Source organism: Streptomyces sp. NPDC008125 (assembly GCF_042957125.1).
Lineage (GTDB): Bacteria > Actinomycetota > Actinomycetes > Streptomycetales > Streptomycetaceae > Streptomyces.
The window spans coordinates 231,927-249,000 of sequence record NZ_JBIBHR010000010.1; the positions used below are offsets into that span (position 1 = coordinate 231,927).

13 protein-coding genes are annotated in these 17,074 nt (G+C 72.2%); 7 read left to right on the forward strand and 6 right to left on the reverse strand.

The annotated features are described in order from the left end of the window. Positions 1 to 23: 23 nt before the first annotated feature. Positions 24 to 335: a hypothetical protein gene (locus tag ACFZAX_RS19210; protein WP_390962860.1), complete on the reverse strand. Its 312-nt coding sequence runs from the start codon at positions 333 to 335 to the stop codon at positions 24 to 26. Between the two features lie 132 nt (positions 336 to 467). Here ACFZAX_RS19210 and ACFZAX_RS19215 point away from each other — a divergent pair, with 132 nt between their 5' ends. Further along, a complete protein-coding gene (locus tag ACFZAX_RS19215) occupies positions 468 to 833 on the forward strand; it encodes an ArsC/Spx/MgsR family protein (RefSeq protein ID WP_390962862.1) in 366 nt (121 codons plus the stop codon). A 406-nt stretch (positions 834 to 1,239) separates the two neighbouring features. Here the strand turns inward: ACFZAX_RS19215 and ACFZAX_RS19220 are convergent, their stop codons facing one another. After that, entirely contained in the window at positions 1,240 to 2,160 is a 921-nt protein-coding gene (locus ACFZAX_RS19220) for a Gfo/Idh/MocA family oxidoreductase (RefSeq protein ID WP_390962864.1), read from the reverse strand. A gap of 278 nt (positions 2,161 to 2,438) precedes the next feature. On the opposite strand from ACFZAX_RS19220, the gene glnII reads away from it, so the two are divergent. Next, on the forward strand, positions 2,439 to 3,458 hold the full coding sequence (gene glnII, locus ACFZAX_RS19225; protein ID WP_390962866.1) for a glutamine synthetase: 1,020 nt from the start codon (positions 2,439 to 2,441) through the stop codon (positions 3,456 to 3,458). Positions 3,459 to 3,584: 126 nt separating this feature from the next. On the opposite strand, the gene ACFZAX_RS19230 is transcribed toward glnII, so the two are convergent. Next, positions 3,585 to 3,878, reverse strand: coding sequence for a hypothetical protein (locus ACFZAX_RS19230; protein ID WP_390962868.1), 294 nt, complete (start codon positions 3,876 to 3,878; stop codon positions 3,585 to 3,587). 113 nt (positions 3,879 to 3,991) lie between these two features. Here ACFZAX_RS19230 and ACFZAX_RS19235 point away from each other — a divergent pair, with 113 nt between their 5' ends. From ACFZAX_RS19235 to ACFZAX_RS19255, 5 genes are all read left to right on the forward strand, one after another. Then, positions 3,992 to 4,900, forward strand: coding sequence for a DUF6891 domain-containing protein (locus tag ACFZAX_RS19235; RefSeq protein WP_390962870.1), 909 nt, complete (start codon positions 3,992 to 3,994; stop codon positions 4,898 to 4,900). A 329-nt stretch (positions 4,901 to 5,229) separates the two neighbouring features. After that, on the forward strand, positions 5,230 to 5,889 hold the full coding sequence (locus ACFZAX_RS19240) for a winged helix-turn-helix domain-containing protein (RefSeq protein WP_390962872.1): 660 nt from the start codon (positions 5,230 to 5,232) through the stop codon (positions 5,887 to 5,889). Positions 5,890 to 6,053: 164 nt separating this feature from the next. Beyond that, positions 6,054 to 6,995 (forward strand): metal-dependent hydrolase, encoded by a 942-nt coding sequence (locus ACFZAX_RS19245; protein WP_390962874.1) that lies wholly within the window; start codon positions 6,054 to 6,056, stop codon positions 6,993 to 6,995. Positions 6,996 to 6,998: 3 nt separating this feature from the next. Then, complete coding sequence (locus ACFZAX_RS19250; RefSeq protein ID WP_390962876.1) at positions 6,999 to 8,120, forward strand: 2Fe-2S iron-sulfur cluster-binding protein; 1,122 nt, start codon at positions 6,999 to 7,001, stop codon at positions 8,118 to 8,120. A 50-nt stretch (positions 8,121 to 8,170) separates the two neighbouring features. Continuing rightward, the gene (locus tag ACFZAX_RS19255) at positions 8,171 to 8,893 is read left to right on the forward strand and encodes a TetR family transcriptional regulator (RefSeq protein ID WP_390962878.1); all 723 of its coding nucleotides are present in this window, start codon (positions 8,171 to 8,173) and stop codon (positions 8,891 to 8,893) included. 30 nt (positions 8,894 to 8,923) lie between these two features. Here ACFZAX_RS19255 and ACFZAX_RS19260 read toward each other — a convergent pair whose 3' ends face one another. The 3 genes from ACFZAX_RS19260 to pulA form a co-directional block, all read right to left on the reverse strand. Beyond that, entirely contained in the window at positions 8,924 to 9,274 is a 351-nt protein-coding gene (locus ACFZAX_RS19260) for a 5-carboxymethyl-2-hydroxymuconate Delta-isomerase (protein ID WP_390962880.1), read from the reverse strand. Positions 9,275 to 9,384: 110 nt separating this feature from the next. After that, entirely contained in the window at positions 9,385 to 11,460 is a 2,076-nt protein-coding gene (locus tag ACFZAX_RS19265; protein WP_390963034.1) for an NB-ARC domain-containing protein, read from the reverse strand. Positions 11,461 to 11,663: 203 nt separating this feature from the next. After that, positions 11,664 to 16,973 (reverse strand): pullulanase-type alpha-1,6-glucosidase, encoded by a 5,310-nt coding sequence (gene pulA, locus ACFZAX_RS19270; RefSeq protein ID WP_390962882.1) that lies wholly within the window; start codon positions 16,971 to 16,973, stop codon positions 11,664 to 11,666. Positions 16,974 to 17,074 lie beyond the last annotated feature (101 nt).

Below are 17,074 nucleotides of genomic sequence, written 5' to 3' on the forward strand. Positions count from 1 at the left end.
CAGCCTCCTGTGGAACGGAGCCGTCAGCGGCCGTAGCGGATCAGGGTGCGGACCATGCGGCAGGTGAGGTCGGACGGCGGGTGGATGCCGAGGCGCTCGGCGGCGCGGCGGATGCGGTGGTTGCTGGCGCTGGAGGGCTGGTAGACGCCGGAGTCGAGCAGCGCGATCGTCAGCCGCATGGCCTTCAGGCGGCGGTTGTGGGCGATGTACCACTCGCGGGGGCGGCCCGGCGGGAGCGCCTTCTTGGGCGTCGGCGCGGTGAACGGGAGCATCGGTCGGAACGGGTCGTGGAGCGTCGGGTCGAGCGGCTTGGTCGTGACTGCGGCAACGGCCATCAGCAACCTCCTGGCGCGGTGGTGGAACCCTCACGAACTACCTCCATTTTACCGCCTCGCACTGACAATCGCCCCTGGCCAGAGGGGATTTCAGCCCTTGCTCCGGGACTCTTGCGCCGTATCCTCGGTGCCATGGAGATCTGGATCAATCCGCGTTGCTCGAAGTGCCGGAGCGCCGTTTCGCTGCTGGACGCGGAGAGGGCGTCGTACACCGTGCGCAGGTATCTGGAGGACGTGCCGACGCCGGACGAGATCCGGGCTGTGCTGGACCGGCTCGGGCTGGAGCCGTGGGACATCACCCGGACCGGGGAGGCCGTCGCGAAGGAGCTGGGGATCGGCGACTGGCCCCGGGAGGCGGCGGAACGCGACCGCTGGATCGGGGCGCTCTCCGCCGAACCGGCGCTGATCCAGCGGCCGATCATCACCGCGGACGACGGCACGGCCGTGGTGGCGCGCTCGGAGGAGGCGGTACGGGAGGCGTTGGGGCGTACGGAGTGACCGGCGCACTCCCACCCGGACGTCAGCCGTCGGGTTCACGCGCCTCGGGCAGCCGGTGACTGCTCCTTCGCCGAGCACCACCGGCGCAGGGCGCGTTCGTTCCTGCCGTTGCTCGGCGAGCCGGTTCCGAGGAGCCCCGCGTCGCTCGACGCCTGGATCGACGGCCACTGCCTCGCCGTGTTCGAGAAGTCCTGGAAGACCTGCCCCGACGTCAGGCCGTGCCTAGGGCACTGAAGGAGCTGCCCGGTGCACCGTCGCCGGCGGCCGACGGGTCGGTGCTCCGCGTCGAGCGGCTCACCGGCCTCCCCGGCCGCCTGTCGCGCGACGGCGGCTGAGACCGGGGCCCGCAGGCCCGTCCCCCAGGGCTTCAGGGCGTCAGGGCTTCAGGGCTTCAGGCGTCAGGGCTTCAGACGCGGTCCGCCGGGCCCAGCTGCGCTTCGGCCTCCGCCAGCAGCTCGGTCAGGCGCGTCCCGAACCGTACGTCGCACGGGTGCGGTTCACCGGTGCGTACGGCTTCCGCCAGCGCGTCGACGGCTCCGGCGAAGGCGTCCAGGGCGCTGCCCCAGCGGGGCAGGGTGGCGACGCCGTGCTCGCCGCGGAGTTCGATGTCGGTGCCGACCGCGCCGAGCGGGGCGGCGAGGCCGAGGGTGGCGGTGCTGGAGGCGCCGGAGGTGTGGCGGAGCACCAGGTGCACGGTGTCGGACGGGCCCCGGACGGCGGTCAGCCCGGTGACGTCACCGAGGACCGGGAGAAGTACGGAGAGGACGTGCGGGCCCACGTCCCAGAGGCCACCCTTGTCGCCGCGCCACGGGGAGGCGGCGTACTCGCTGGTGGATCCGGGGGCGAAGAGGGCGCCGAGCCACTGGCCGCGTGCGGTGAACCACCCGTCCATCGCGGCCTGTTCGGCGATCCAGGCGGCCGTGGCGGGGGCGAAGCGCAGGGTGCAGAAGACGACGGAGGCGACGCCGGCCCGGGCGGCGGCGTCGGCGACCTCGTGGGCGCCTGCCGCGGTGGTGGCGACGGGCTTGTCGAGCAGGAGGTGGCATCCGGCGGCGGCTGCGCGGGCCGCGATCGGGGCCTGTACGTCCGGCGGCAGCGCGATGGCGACGGCGTCGCTGGCGGCGAGCAGTGCGTCGAGGCCGTCGTCGCCGGTGAAGGCGGGGACTCCGTGGGCGTCGGCCAGGGCGGTCGCCGCTTCGGGGCGGCGGCCCCACACCCCGGTCGGCTCGACGCCGGGGTGGGCGGCCAGGGCAGGGGCGTGGGTCTTGCGGGCCCAGGGTCCGGTGCCGAGCAGTCCGATGCGCAGGGGGGTCGCGGAAGTCGTCATGGGTACCAGTGTGCGGCCCGGGTCGCGTACGACCCGAGGGCGCAGCCCCGTATACGACGAGCTCGCCGGGGGGTGCGGGCGGCGGGGCGCGCGGCTGCCGTCGTGGCGCGTACCCGTACGGCCGGGGGCGCCGGAGGGCGGGGCGGACCGCGGCTGTGACGGGGTTCACGCGCGGATAACGCCGGTAACACGGGGTTCACACTGGGGCAACGGATGGGAAATCGCGTCTTGCCAAGCTGCGCGCATAGACCTCGCAGCACCCGCAAAGGATGGCTTACGTGACGTTCAAGGCTGAGTACATCTGGATAGACGGCACCGAGCCGACCGCCAAGCTGCGCTCGAAGACGCGCATCCTGGCCGACGGCGCGGAGCTGCCCATCTGGGGCTTCGACGGTTCGAGCACCAACCAGGCCGAGGGCCACGCCTCCGACCGCGTGCTGAAGCCGGTCTTCACCTGCCCGGACCCGATCCGCGGCGGTGACGACGTCCTGGTCCTGTGCGAGGTCTTCAACATCGACATGACGCCGCACCCGACCAACACCCGTGCCGCGCTGCGTCCGGTGGCCGAGCGCTTCGCCTCGCAGGAGCCGATCTTCGGCATCGAGCAGGAGTACACCTTCTTCTCCGGCCACCGTCCGCTCGGCTTCCCCGAGGGCGGCTTCCCGGCCGCGCAGGGCGGCTACTACTGCGGTGTCGGCTCCGACGAGATCTTCGGCCGCGAGATCGTCGAGAAGCACCTCGACAACTGCCTCAAGGCCGGTCTCGGCATCTCCGGCATCAACGCCGAGGTCATGCCCGGTCAGTGGGAGTTCCAGGTCGGCCCGCTGTCCCCGCTGGAGGTCTCCGACCAGCTGTGGATCGCCCGCTGGCTGCTCTACCGCACCGCCGAGGACTTCAACGTCTCCGCCACCCTCGACCCGAAGCCGGTCAAGGGCGACTGGAACGGCGCCGGTGCGCACACCAACTTCTCCACCAAGGCGATGCGTGAGGGCTACGACCCGATCATCACCGCCTGCGAGTCGCTGGGCGAGGGTTCGAAGCCGCTCGACCACGTCAAGAACTACGGCGCCGGCATCGACGAGCGTCTGACCGGTCTGCACGAGACCGCCCCGTGGAACGAGTACAGCTACGGCGTCTCCGACCGCGGTGCCTCGGTCCGTATCCCGTGGCAGGTCGAGCAGGACCGGAAGGGCTACATCGAGGACCGTCGTCCGAACGCCAACGTCGACCCCTACGTCGTCACGCGGCTGATCGTCGACACCTGCTGCACCGCGCTGGAGAAGGCCGACCAGGGCTGATCCCCCGCACCTCCCCGTACGACGAGGCGCCCACCGGGTTTCCGGTGGGCGCCTCGTCGTACGTACGGGCGCACGAGCCGCGTACGGGAAGTACGGGGCAGCCGCACGGGGAGTACGGGGCAGCCCTCACGCGGCCGGTGGCGTGCCGTACCCGTCCAGGTGGAGCCTCAGCGCGCAGGGGTCCTCGGCCACGACGTGGACCCGCTGCCCCCAGTGTTCGGTGAGCCGGTGCGCGACGTCGAGGAGCCGACGGCGTTCCTCCGGCGAGTACGCGGGGAAGCGGACCCAGCCGCGTTCGGCGATCACGGTGCCGAGGTCGTGGAAGAGCGTGGCCCTGGCGCGCTGCTCCTCGTCCTCGGTCAGGGGGGTGGGGTCGCCGTCCACGGGCTGCCACCGGACGTTGTACAGGTCTCGGATCACCGGTCGCTCACCCTTCGTTCGGTGCGTGGGGGCCCGTCGTCGGCGCGCTCTCCGCGGGCAGGCTACCGGTCGGCGGGCGGGGCGCTGTCGGTGGTGCGTGCCAGAGTGGCCCCATGCTGGAGATCAAGGTGGAGACCGAGGGCCGACAGACGTACATGCGCCCGACGCCTGACGGGTTGACGGACCTGGTGCTCGGGATCGGCGGGCCAAAGAACCGGTTCCTGGTGGTGCAGCGGGTGCCGGACCGGCCCGGACGGTTCATCCAGGTCTGGCACGAGGGGGACGGCCCGTACGAGCTGGAGTACCGCGCGGGCGGCCCCACCGACCACTACCGGGCCGCGGTGGCCACCCCGGAGCGGGTCGCCGAGGCCATGGTCGGCTGGGCGCGGCGGACGGAGGACTGGGACGCCGGGATCGGCTGGGAGTCCCTGGGGCTGCCCGCGGCGGAGCCCGTACCCGCTCCGGAACCGGAGGTCCTGGCGCGGCTGGAGGAGGCCGTCCGCGATGAACTCCGGGGCGGATTCGGCACGGTGGAGACGCTGACCGGGTGGGCAGCCGACTGCCTGACGAAGGACGGGGTGTCGCCCGTCACCCAGGAGCAGGCGCGGGCCGTCGTCGAGCGGCTCTGGCTGGAGCGGGTGGAGGAACAGGAGCGGTGGACGGGGGTGAGCGACGCCGACCGGCTGGAGCGCGCGTTCGCCGCCCTGGGCGCGGCCGGTCTGACCGCCCGGCAGAACTTCACCTGCTGCCGCTCCTGCGGGATGGGCGAGGTAGGGGCGGAGGACGAGTCGGCGCGCGGTTTCGTCTTCTTCCACTCCCAGGGCACCGCGAGCGCGGCGGCGGGCCACGGACTCGCGCTGTACTACGGCGGGTTCGACGACTCCGAGGAGACCACCACCGCGGTAGGGGGCGAGGTGGCGGCGGCGCTCCGGGACGCCGGGCTGACCGTGGAGTGGGACGGCAACCCGTCGAAGGCGATCGAACTGCCGCTGCCCGACTGGCGGAAGCGGCTGGTGGGCTGAGGAGTCGGGCCAGGTCGGGGCGGGTGCGGGCGCGGTCGGGGGGCCGGGTGTGAGAAGCGCGACGCAAAGGGTCCGTATCGACGGGTGAGAGGAGACTGCTGCCGCGCCGCATTCTCTGCTTCAATGGGCTCATGGCCGGCTTCCAGTACACCTCATCGGGTCGCAGCGACCTTGAGCCGTTCTGGCCTTCCCGTCAGCACCACGACTTCGACCGGGTGTGTTGCCGCGCGAGGAACGCGCAGGCCCTCTAAAGCCGCTCACCCCGGTCTTCGGCCCGCGCGCACGACGTACGTCCCTCGACGACTCCTCGCGCGAAAGAGCTGACCCTCATGGCGAACGCCCGTACTCTCTCCGCCTCCGCCGCCACCGCGGCATCGGCGGCCCCCGCTGCGGCCACCACCACCGCCCGCACCCACTCCTCCAACCGCCGGCTCCGTGCCGTCGACCGTGACGACGTCGTCCGGCTCACGGACATGGCCGACTTTCTGCCCCCGGGAGCCACCTGGCTGCCCGCGCCGCAGCACTCCCTGCCCACCCTGCCGGGGCGGCCGCCCATGATCGGCTACCTCGTCCTCGTACCGGCCGACCAGCAGGCCGCTCTCGCCGGCGCGTTCCCGGACGCCCGGCCCTTCGCCGCGGGAGCGCTCCCGCAGGGCGCGCTCGCCCCGCAGGCCGTGGTGCGCGAGGCTCCGGCCGCGTCCACGCCGGACGGTGCGGTGCTCATCGACTCCACCCGGCGCATCGCGACCGTGGACGGAGTGGCGCTCGACCTCACCTACCTGGAGTTCGAACTCCTCGCCCATCTGGTCGCCCATCCCCACCGGGTGCACACCCGCGACCAGTTGGTGACCACCGTCTGGGGCTACGGTCACGTCGGCGACGGCCGGACCGTGGACGTCCACGTCGCCCGGCTGCGCCGCAAGCTGGGCGTCCAGCACCGCCACTCGATCCAGACCGTCCGGCGGGTGGGCTACAAGTACGCCCCCTGACGGGGCCGTTGCACGAACGGGCCCCGGTCCGCGCGGATTCGTACCGCGCGCGCCGGGGCCTCCTGCCGTCCCCGGCCGGCCTCGGACGCCCGCACGCGCGACCGCGCCGAGGAAGGGTCCGCACGCATCTGTTCCTGCGCCGTACCCATCAGTACATTGACACCATGTCCAACAAGCAGCCGACGGCGGTCACTTCGGAGCGGACGCCGCTCAAGCCCCGCAACGTCTCGTTCGACTGGGAGAACACCCCGCTGCACTGGGTGCCCGGCGACCCCTTCGCCGCCCACACGATCAACGTCCTCCATCTGCTGCTGCCGGCCGGGGAGCGCTGGTTCATCCATGTGTACCGGCAGGTGCTGCCGTACATCCGCGACGAACGGCTCCGCGCGGACGTCATCGGGTTCATCGGCCAGGAGGCGGTGCACTCGCAGGCGCACGACGACGTCCTGCCGCACCTGAAGAGGCTGGGGATCGACCCGACGCCGTACACCGCGCAGGTGGACTGGTTCTTCGAGAAGCTGCTCGGCGACCGGACGCTTCCACCCGGGCGGGCGCGGGAGTGGTGGCTCAGGGAGCGGGTGGCGACGATAGCGGCGATCGAGCACTACACGGCGTTCCTCGGCGACTGGATACTCAACGCGGACGCCCTCGACCGGCGGGGCGCCGACCCCACGATGCTGGACCTGCTGCGCTGGCACGGCGCCGAGGAGGTCGAGCACCGCTCGGTGGCGTTCGAGGTGTTCCTGCACGTGGACGGCGGCTACCGGCGCCGGGTGCGGACCTGGGCCACCGCCTTCTCCGCGATGGTCTTCCTGTGGCAGCGCGGGATCCGCTTCTTCGTGGAGAACGACCCGGGCCTCCCCGACGGCCGGGCGTCGTTCCGGGCCTTCCACGCCTGCGGAAAGCAGGGCACCCTGCCCCCGGCCGCGGACATCCTGCGTTCCGTCCCCGACTACCTGAGCCGCCGCTACCACCCCTCGCGGACCGGCAGCACCGCCCAGGCCGTCGACTATCTCGCCCGCTCGCCCGCGGCGCGAGGCGGTGCCCCGCGATTGGCGGCCGGACACCACCCAGCCGCCGAGACCCGTACGACGGGAGACCACTGACCCATGGCCCTGCCCCTGTCCTTGTTCCGCCCCCGCACCGTGCTGCTGATCGCCGGCGCCGGTGCCGCGCTGCTCGCCCGGCGGGCGCTGCGCGAGCGGGTCGCCGCCTCCCCGCTCTGGCCGATGCCCGCCCTGGAGGAACCCACCTCCGGACGGTCGGGGCGCGGCGCCACCACCACCCGGCGGCTGCTGATCACCGAGCGCACCTCGCCCGCCGAGGGGGTGGTCCAGCTGCGGCTGGAGGGACCCGGGTTGCCCCGGTGGGAGCCGGGAGCCCATCTCGACCTGGTGCTGCCCTCCGGCGCGATCCGGCAGTACAGCCTCTGCGGCGACCCGGCGGACCCGGGGACGTACACGGTGGCGGTCCGGCTGGACGAGGACGGGCGGGGCGGCTCCCGGGAGGTGCACGCCCAGCTCCACGAGGGCGAGGAGGTCGGGGCACGGGCTCCCCGCAACCGCTTCCCGCTGGTCGGGGCGGAGGGCTACCTCTTCGTCGCGGGCGGCATCGGGATCACCCCGGTCCTGCCGATGCTTCGGGCGGTCGCCGCCTCCGGAGCGCCCTGGCGGCTGCTGTACGGGGGCCGGTCGCGGGCCGCCATGCCCTTCCTCGACGAGATCGAGAAGCTCGGCGCGGACGGGGACCGGGTGACGGTCGTCCCGCAGGACACGGCCGGGCACCCGGACGTCGCCGGGGCTCTCGCCGCGCTCGCGCCGGGGACCGCCGTCTACGTGTGCGGCCCCGGCCCCCTGATGGACGCCGTCGCCGCCGCCCTGCCGGACGGGTGCGCCCTGCACCTGGAACGGTTCGCGCCCAGGACGCCCACCGGGGACGAGGCGTCCAGCGCCGGCCACGGCACGGACTCCGGCGGTTTCGAGGTGGAGTTGCGGCGCTCGGGCCGGACGGTGAACGTCGCGGCCGGACAGTCGGTGCTGGCGGCCGTGCGCGAAGAACTGCCCCATGTCTCGTACTCCTGCGAGCAGGGCTTCTGCGGCACCTGCCAACAGCGGGTGCTGGACGGCGAGATCGACCACCGGGACGAGCTGCTGACGGACGCGGAGCGCGACGACTCGATGCTGATCTGCGTCTCCCGGTGCCGGAGCGGGCGGCTGGTCCTCGATCTGTAGGTCGGCCGGGCCGGTCCCACCGCCCCCCGCACCCCGGTTAGGCTGTTCGCATGACCACCGGGGTGCGGCGCCGAATGGGTGTCGACGAGCGCAGACAGCAGTTGATCGGCGTCGCACTGGAGTTGTTCAGCAGCCGCTCCCCCGACGAGGTGTCGATCGACGAGATCGCCGCCGCCGCGGGCATCTCCCGGCCGCTGGTGTACCACTATTTCCCCGGCAAGCAGAGCCTGTACGAGGCCGCGCTGCGCCGGGCCGCCGACGAGCTGGCGGAGCGGTTCGTGGAACCGCACGAAGGCCCGCTGGGCACCCGTCTGTTGAGGGTGATGGGCCGGTTCTTCGACTTCGTGGAGGATCACGGTCCCGGCTTCTCCGCGCTCATGCGGGGCGGCCCGGCGGCCGGTTCCTCCACCACCAACGCCATGATCGACGGGGTGCGGCAGGCCGCGTACGAGCAGATACTCGCCCACCTCAATGTCGAGGCCCCCTCCGCCCGGCTGGAGTTGGTGGTACGCACCTGGGTGTCGCTCGCCGAGGCGACGGCGCTGCTCTGGCTGGACGGCAAGCGCGTCCCCCGCGCAGAGCTGGAGCTCCAGCTGGTGCACGACTTCGCGGCGCTGGCCGCCGTGAGTGCCGCGTACGACCAGGAGTTGGCCACCATCGTGCTGCGGGTCATCGAACAGGAGCCCCCGGACGGCCCGTTCGGCGAACTGCTCGTCCGCCTCGGCATGCTGACCGCCGGGGCGCCCGCCGTCCCCCCGCAGCGGCAGCCGTGACGGGCGGCCACCGCGGGACGGACCGGGGGGTCAGTTCCTGCGGTACGAGGGATCGAGGTCGCGGGTCTCGACCGACGTGTCGATCCGGTGCCCGTCGGCCGGCTTGAGGTGCTCGCCCAGCAGCGCGAGCACGGACTCGGTGAGCTGCGCCCGCACCTCCGGGGTACGGCCGGGCTGTATGGCGATGAGGACGTGGACGACCGAACCGTCGAGGGCCTGCTCCCCGACCAGCGTCTCGTCGACCCGGCGGAGCCTGGTCTTGCAGGCCGCGGCCGAGGTGGTGATCGTCCGGGCGATCAGCGGGTGCAGCTCGGTGGCGAAGCCCCGGCTGTCGAAGGCGTCCTCGAGTCCGGCGGAGTAGTCGATGGTGATGTGAGGCATCAGGCGCTCCCGTTGCGGGTGGGGCGGGCATGGTCGTCGCCAACTCTGACGGGGTGCGCCCGCGCCGCACAAGCGTGTCTCACCGGGCGCCCCACCCCCCGCCCACGCTCTCAGATGCGGGACCCGTCCCACAGCGCAGCGGCCAGCCCCGCCTCGGCGCTCTCGGTGCGGGCGCTCTCGAAGGCCCGCTGGTAGGCGGCGTCTCCGACGGCCTCCCGGGCCTGGCGCTCGCAGGTCTCCCGCACCGGGGCGATGTCGGGGGTGCCGCGCTGGGGGTGGCCGACCATCCGCCAGTACACCTGCCCGGTGCCGTACACCCGGGCGGCGCGGGCGCCTTGGCCCTGGGCGGCGATGGCGGAGGCGAGGATGTCCAGGCCGAGGGCGATGCCGAAACTGTCGCGCAGGCGGTGCTTGCCCTGGAGCATGGTGCGGGCATGCGCGACCGAGGCGTCCGGGCGGCCCTGGAGCAGGGCGATCAGGGCGAGTTGGTAGTCGGCGTAGCTGCGGGTCCAGTGCTCGTCGTGCTCCTCGCAGGCTGCTCTGAGGGCGGTGGCGGCTTCGGCGGCCTCGTCGAGCCGGCCGAGGCCGCTGAGGGAGAAGACCGTGATGAGGTGGCAGCGCAGGCGGTAGGCGGATTCGACCGGTCTCGCCCCGGTCAGGCGCAGGGCGCGGTCGGCGGCGGCGAGGGCGGTCCGCGGTTCGCCCTTCATGATGTGGGTGAGACCGGCCAGGTAGGTCGAGTTGAGGATGCCTTCGTCGTCGCTGTCGGTCTCGGCGTGGGCCGTGCACTGGGCGCCGAGCCGATCGGCGGCCTCGAAGTCGCCCTGGAGCAGGGCCGCGACGCCCATGACCCAGAGCAGCCGGGTGCGGTCGGGGCCGTCGACGGGGCCGCCTTCCAGGGCGCGCCGGGCGTAGCTCCGGGCGGCGGTGAGGTGGCCGCAGCAGCCCCAGAAGAAGCCGACTCGGCCGGCCATCTCCTGGGCGGCGCGGATGTCGTGGACCAGCAGGTGGTCGAGGGCGGCGCAGAGGTCGAGGTGGCTGTCGGAGACCTTGTGGTACCAGGCGACCTGGTCGCGGCCGGTCCAGCCGGTGTGGGCGCGGCGGGCCAGGCAGAGGAAGCGGGCGGCGTGCCGGCGGGCGGCGCCGGCCACTTCCTCGGCGCCGAGTTCGACGAGCCACATGCGGCCGTACTCGCGCAGGGTGTCGAGCATGTGGTGGCGTTCGCCGTCGCGTTTGACGACGGACTTGGCGACGAGTCCCCGCAGCGCTTCGGTGACCCCGTCGGGGGTGAGCGGACCGCCGGCGCAGACCTCCCGGGCGGCCTCTTCGTCGAAGTCGCCGCGGAGCGGGGTGAGGCGGGCCCACAGGAGGCGTTCGAGCGGGGTGCAGAGCTCGTGGCTCCAGCCGATGGTGGTGATGAGGGCGCGGTGGCGGCGGGGGCGGGGGGAGTCGTCGCTGAGGACGTCCAGGCGGGAGCCGAGGCGGTCGGCGATCTGGCTCAGGGTGTGGCGGCGGGCGGAGGCGGCGGCCAGTTCCAGGGCGAGCGGGAGTCCTTCGAGGCGGCGGCAGATCTCGTCGGCGGCCTTGGTGTCGGCGGGGCGCCGGAAGGTGATGCCGGGGGCGGAGGCGCGTACCCGGTCGCGGAAGAGGGTGAGTGCGTCGTTCCCGCCCTCGTAGGGCAGCGGGGGGACTTCCACGATGTTCTCGCCGCGGACGCCGAGGGGCTGTCTGCTGGTGGCGACGACGGTCAGGCCGGGGGCGATGGTGAGGAGCTCGCCGAGGAGGTGGGCGGTGGGGGCGCGCAGGTGTTCGCAGGAGTCGAGAACCAGCAGCATGTTCTTGTCGGCGAGCCATTCGCAGAGCGCGTCGACGGGCATCCGCAGGGCGTGGTCGGCGAGGCCGACGGCGTCGGAGACGGTGGGCAGCAGCAGGTCGTCGTCGTAGAGGGGGGAGAGGTCGGCCCAGCGGACGCCGTCCTGGTAGCGGTGGCCGACGAGGCGGGTGGCGCGTCCGGCGAGGCGGGACTTGCCGACGCCACCGGGGCCGACGAGCGTGGTCATGCGGTGCGGGGTGAGCCGGTGGCCGACGAGGTAGTAGGGCGTCAATGCCGATTCGAGGCGCAGGAGTTCGACGTTGCGGCCGATGAAACTGCTCGTCTCCTCGGGCAGGTTTCCCACGATCTTCATCATCACCGTCCGGCGTGCTCGGGCCTGGTGCGCCGACGGGGTGGACGGTGTCCGCCACCCGGCCGGACCGGCCGGCCCCGGCGCCTCTCCCCCGGGGGAGCGGCGCCGTGACCGGCCGGAGTTTCCGCGGAGTTACGGTGCTCGGCGCCGGGCCGCTGCGGCTCCGTCGCCGACGCGTGCGGTCACACCGTAGCCCGTCGGTGTCAGCGATGTGAAAACACGGCGACGGTCCGTCCGGGGACGGTGAAGCCGCCGGATTCCGCGTCGTACCGGGACTGCTTGACGGCAGGGTCGGCGCCCGTCGCCTGCACGGGGTGCAGGGCGTACTTCTTGCCCGCCGCCGTGTCCACCTTCTGGGTGGTGGTGGAGGGGGTGGCGTTGATGACGACGACCAGGTCGCCCAGGGTCATGGTGATGACGCCGGGGGTCTCGTTCTTGCCCGAGAGCGGGAAGGCGAGGGTGGACTGGACCTGGGAGGCGGAGGTGAGGGCGAACGCCTTCTCGGTGCTCCGGATCTTCAGCAGGTCCTGGTAGGCGGCGGACGCGCCGTTGATCTGCGCGCAGCCGGGGGTGAGGCCGGGGTTGGTCAGCAGCGGTGCGGCGTACGGCCACTTGTCCTGGTTGTCCGCGGCGGGCGGCAGGCCCCGGCCGAAGCCGTTGCCGTCCTGGCAGTTCCAGTGGATGGCGTTGTACCAGTCGCCGCTGTCGAAGGAGTTGCGGTCCAGGGACTTGGAGCGCAGCTGGTCGGTGCCCGCCTGGGAGAGCGAGGGCCCCTGGGAGAGGGTGGAGATGCCCATGGCGAGGACCTGCATCCTGGCCCGGTCCGCGGGCGGGGTGTCCGCGGGGAGCTTGAACGCGAGGGCGTCGTAGAGGCTCTCGTTGTCGTGGGCGTCGGAGTAGGCGAGGGCGTCGCCGGGCGCGGCCGCGTATCCGGCGGGCCGGCCGTTGTAGTCGACGCCGGCGCCGGTGACCTCGTTGCCGGAGGTGTCGGTGAAGGTGTAGCCGGCGAGGCTGCCGGAGAGGCCGACCTTGATCAGGTCCTGGTAGTGCAGGAGGCGGGCCTTCTGCTCGGCCTCGGTGCCGTTGGCGGTGGAGTCGTTGGGGTCGGTGTAGAGGCCGGAGGCGAAGCCCTGGACGCCGGGGTCGCTGTCGAAGGGGCCGCCGCCGCGCACGGCGTCGCGGGCGCGGTCGTCGAAGGTGGCGATGCCGGTGCCGGCCATGTTCTTCTGGGTGGCCTGGACGAAGCGGGCGTCGTCGGCGATCTCGCCGAAGTTCCAGCCCTCGCCGTAGAGGATGATCTTCTTTCCGTCGACGCCGTCCTTGGCGGGCGTCAGCGCGTCGAGCGCCTTGCGCACGGCGAGGATGTTCGCCTTGGGGTGGTGGCCCATCAGGTCGAAGCGGAAGCCGTCGACCTTGTACTGCTCGGCCCACGTGACGATCGAGTCCACGACGAGCTTGCCCATCATGGCGTTCTCGGGCGCGGTGTTGGCGCAGCAGCTGGAGTTGGCGACGGATCCGTCGTCCATGAGGCGCTGGTAGTAGCCGGGCACGATCCGGTCGAGGACGGACTTGTCGTCCTGGCCGGAGGCGACGGTGTGGTTGTAGACGACGTCCATGACGGTGCGCAGTCCGGCGTCGTTGAGGCCCTGGACCATTTCCCGGAACTCGACGGTGCGCCCGGTGCCGTTCGGGTCGGAGGCGTAGGAGCCCTCCGGGACGGTGTAGTGCAGCGGGTCGTAGCCCCAGTTGAAGCCGTCCTCGGCGGCGGCGGCCGTGACGCAGGCCTGCTGCTCCGTGGAGTCGGGGGCGTAGACCTTGAGGTCACAGGCGGGCTGCTGCTGGTCGGACTTCTTCTCGGAGATGGTGCCGATGTCGAAGGCGGGCAGCAGGTGCACGTAGGAGGTGCCGGAGCCGGCGAGCTCCTTGAGGTGCTTCATGCCGTCGGAGCCGGTGTCCGTGAAGGCGAGGTACTCGCCCGGGTGCTTCGAGGTGGGGTCCGCGATGGAGAAGTCGCGGATCTGGAGCTCCTGGATCTGCGCGTTGCCGATCGGGACGGCGGCGGGCTTCTTCTGGGTGGACCAGCCGGCGGGCGCGAGCTTCGGGTCGGCGAGGTCGACGACGAGGCTGCGGGCGGAGTCGGTGGTCAGCGCGGTGGAGTAGGGGTCGGTGACCTTGTTGGTGACGAGCTTCTGGACGGTGGGCGCCCAGACCTGGACGACGTAGCGGTAGGGCTTGCCGCTCCACGACTTGGTCCCCTTCACGGACCAGATGCCGGTGGTGTCGTCACGCCGCATCGGGACGGTCCTGCCGTCCAGTTCGAGCGCGACGGTACGGGCGGTGGGAGCCCATACGGAGAGCGTGGGCGTGCCCTTGTCGAAGACGGGGCCGAGGGAGCCGCCGGTGGCCTTGGGGTACAGGCTGTCGAGCACCCCGGGGATCTGTACGCCGGTGGCGGCGAGGAGGGCGCCGTTGGCGGCGCGCTGGGTGGCGATCAGCTGGCCGCGCAGGGACGCGCGGATCCGGTCGCGGTCGCGGGCGTCGACCTGGAACGCCGGGTAGTCCTTGAGGTGCGGGTACTTCGCCTTCTGCGCGTCGGTCAGGGTGGCCGGGTCGAGCCGCAGCCACTGGCCCTCGGAGGAGAGCGCCCCGTCGACGACGGAGATCCCGCCGTCCGGGGCGTAGACGAGCTGCTCGCTGGTGGCGGCGGTGGCCTTGACCTTCCAGACGACGGTGTCGGCGTCGATCCACTGCGCCTCGGCCTTGGTCAGGTCGGGGGCGGGGACCCCGGCGGCTGCCGGGAGGAGGTAGCTCGCGGTGCCGCCGAGCATCCAGACCTCGAAGCCCTTGCCGGCGAAGTCGAGGGACTGGTCGCTCGGGAGGTCCTTCTCGTCCCCCTTGTGGAGGATGTAGCTGAGCGAGGTGGCGCCCTCGGCGAGCGGGACCTCGAAAGTGACGCCGTAGGCGTCCTTCTTCACCGGCTGGAGCGGCTTGGCCCAGTCGGTCGGATCCTTGGCCCCGGTCCAGGTGTGCAGGCCCCAGCCGTCGTAGTTCCCGTCCTCGCGGTGGTAGTGCAGGACGGCCTTGGTGGTGTCGGTGGAGGGGCCGGCGCCGTCGGGGACCTCGGTGACCTGGCCGTCGTCGCCCTGGGTGACCCAGACCTGGCCGGTGGTGGAGAGGTCGACGGTGCGCTGGGGGCCGTCGGCGGTGCCGTCCTTCTCGACGGTGTACGGGACGGTGGAGGTGCCCTCGGCCGGCCTGAGCCAGGCGAACGCCCCGTACGCGTCACGGCCGGTGAACCCGGCGGTGGTGTCGCCGGACTTCAGCTGCCACCCGTCGTAGTCGCCGTCCGCGCGCCGGTAGTGGACGACGGCGTAGTCGCGCTCGACGGCCACCGGCTTGGCGGCGGGGGGCGCCTGGCCCGCGGTGGTGGAGGCGAGCGCACGGGAGGTACGGCCGGTGCGGTCCACGACGACGGCCTTGTACCGCAGGGGTGTTCCGGCGGCGACGGTGTCGTCGACGACCTGGGTGACCTTGTACGGGGCGTGGTCGGCTGTGCCGAGGGTGCGCCACGTGCCGTTGCCGGTCTGGGCGGCGAACACCACGCGGTCGAGCTGGCCGCCGGTGACGTCGGCGGAGATCTCCACGGTGCCGGTCGCGCCGGCCGCCGGGGCCTTCAGGGTGAGCGAGGGCTTGGTGGCGGGGGCGGCGAGGGCCTGGTCGGCGCGGAGCACGATGCTGGACAGGGCGGGCACCGTGACGGTGACCTTCTTGTCGGCTCCGCTGCGCACATGGGCAAAACCGCCGTAGATGGTACGGAAGTTCATCCGGGCGGACTCGGTGGTGAGCTCGACGGTCCGGGGTCCGGTGCCGTTGTTGACGGCGACGAGGTACTCGTTGGAGTGCTTGGCGTCGATGCGGGAGTACGCGTAGACGGAGCCTTCGGCGTAGCGCTCGGTCTGGACGCCGTCCCTCAGGGCCGGGTTGTCCTTGGTGAGCTTGGAGAGCGCGGCGATCGACCGGTACAGCGGGTGCGTGGGGTCGTACGCGTCGGAGGCGTGCGTACGGTCGGTGCCGAGCTGGTCGTCGTCGAGGTAGTCGGCGATCCCGGTGGCGAAGAGGGGCTGGCGGGCGTCCTTGTCGCCGCCGGCGCCGGTGTAGCCCTGCTCGTCACCGGAGTAGACGACCGGGTTGCCGCGGCCGAGGAACATCAGCTCGTTGGCGAGCTTGTCGCGCTTGACCAGTTCGGCGTCGGAGGCGTTCGGGTTGTCCTGCTTCAGGAAGGTCCCGATGCGGCCCATGTCGTGGTTGCCGAGGAAGGTGACCTGCTCGTAGGCGTTCGCCTTGTCGGTGGTGTACCGGTAGTCGTCGGCGTAGAGCGCGGCGAGCTCGGCGGCGGGGGCGCCCTGGGAGGCGTACTGGCGGGCGGCCTCCTGGAAGGGGAAGTCCAGCGTCGCGTCGAGCCGGCCCTGGGTCACGTACGGCGAGGTGATCGCGGTGTCGGCGGAGTAGACCTCGCCGAACATGAAGAAGTCGTCGCGGCCGTGCTTCGCGGCGTACGCGTCGAGGGCGGTGGCCCACTGGGTCCAGAAGTCCAGGTCGACGTGTTTGACGGTGTCGATGCGGAACCCGTCGATGGCGAAGTCGCGGACCCACTTCTCGTAGATCTTCTCCATGCCGGAGACGACCTCGGGGCGCTCGGTCCACAGGTCGTCGAGCCCGGAGAAGTCGCCGTACTCGGTGGACTCGCCGGCGTAGGTGGAGTCGCCCCGGTTGTGGTACATCGTGGGGTCGTTGAGCCAGGACGGGACCTTGGACCCGGTCACCTTCGGGGTGTACGGGAAGGAGTCCGCGTCCACCTTCGCCATGCCGTCGCTGTCGTCGAAGGGGCGGCCCTCGGTGTCGAGGTACGGGTAGGCGCCCTTCGGCCGGTAGCCGTAGGTCTTCTCGGTGTAGTCGACGGTGTCGGCCGTGTGGTTGGCGATGACGTCGAAGAAGACCTTCATGCCCTTGCCGTGGGCCTTGTCGATCAGCTTCTCCAGGTCGGCGTTGGTGCCGAAGTGGGGGTCGACCTGGGTGAAGTCGGTGATCCAGTAACCGTGGTAGCCGGCCGAGGCGTCGGCTCCGGTGCCCTGCACCGGGCGGTTCTTGAAGATCGGGGCGAGCCAGATCGCGGTGGTGCCGAGGCCCTTGATGTAGTCGAGCCGGTTGGTGAGCCCCTTGAGGTCGCCGCCCTGGTAGAAGCCCTTGTCCGTGGGGTCGTACCCGGTCTCCGGGCGGGAGCCGGTCAGGCCGCCCCTGTCGTTGGAGGTGTCGCCGTTGGCGAACCGGTCGGGCATGACGAAGTAGAACTGCTCGCGGGTGAGGTCCTGGCGGGACGACTCCTTGGCGAGGGACGCGTCCGAGGGCGGGGACGGTGGTCTGGTCGCGGCGGACGCTGTCGCCGCCGGTACGACGGGCAGCAGCGCGGCGCACAGCGCGGCGACGGCTCCCCGGCGGAGGGTGGTTCGGGACACGGAGGGCTCTCCTCGGACGGTGGTGGGGTGGTACGGCCGGCCCGGCGGGGGCGGCACGGAAAGGGGCGGGCCGGGAGGCGTAGAAACGCACTCCCGGCCCG

Bases quoted from the DNA above. Each gene is read 5' to 3' on its own strand.
- ACFZAX_RS19210 (WP_390962860.1), bottom strand. From the start codon at position 335: ATGGCCGTTGCCGCAGTCACGACCAAGCCGCTCGACCCGACGCTCCAC.
- ACFZAX_RS19215 (WP_390962862.1), top strand. From the start codon at position 468: ATGGAGATCTGGATCAATCCGCGTTGCTCGAAGTGCCGGAGCGCCGTT.
- ACFZAX_RS19220 (WP_390962864.1), bottom strand. From the start codon at position 2,160: ATGACGACTTCCGCGACCCCCCTGCGCATCGGACTGCTCGGCACCGGA.
- ACFZAX_RS19235 (WP_390962870.1), top strand. From the start codon at position 3,992: ATGCTGGAGATCAAGGTGGAGACCGAGGGCCGACAGACGTACATGCGC.
- ACFZAX_RS19240 (WP_390962872.1), top strand. From the start codon at position 5,230: ATGGCGAACGCCCGTACTCTCTCCGCCTCCGCCGCCACCGCGGCATCG.
- ACFZAX_RS19245 (WP_390962874.1), top strand. From the start codon at position 6,054: ATGTCCAACAAGCAGCCGACGGCGGTCACTTCGGAGCGGACGCCGCTC.
- ACFZAX_RS19250 (WP_390962876.1), top strand. From the start codon at position 6,999: ATGGCCCTGCCCCTGTCCTTGTTCCGCCCCCGCACCGTGCTGCTGATC.
- ACFZAX_RS19255 (WP_390962878.1), top strand. From the start codon at position 8,171: ATGACCACCGGGGTGCGGCGCCGAATGGGTGTCGACGAGCGCAGACAG.
- ACFZAX_RS19260 (WP_390962880.1), bottom strand. From the start codon at position 9,274: ATGCCTCACATCACCATCGACTACTCCGCCGGACTCGAGGACGCCTTC.
- ACFZAX_RS19265 (WP_390963034.1), bottom strand. From the start codon at position 11,460: ATGAAGATCGTGGGAAACCTGCCCGAGGAGACGAGCAGTTTCATCGGC.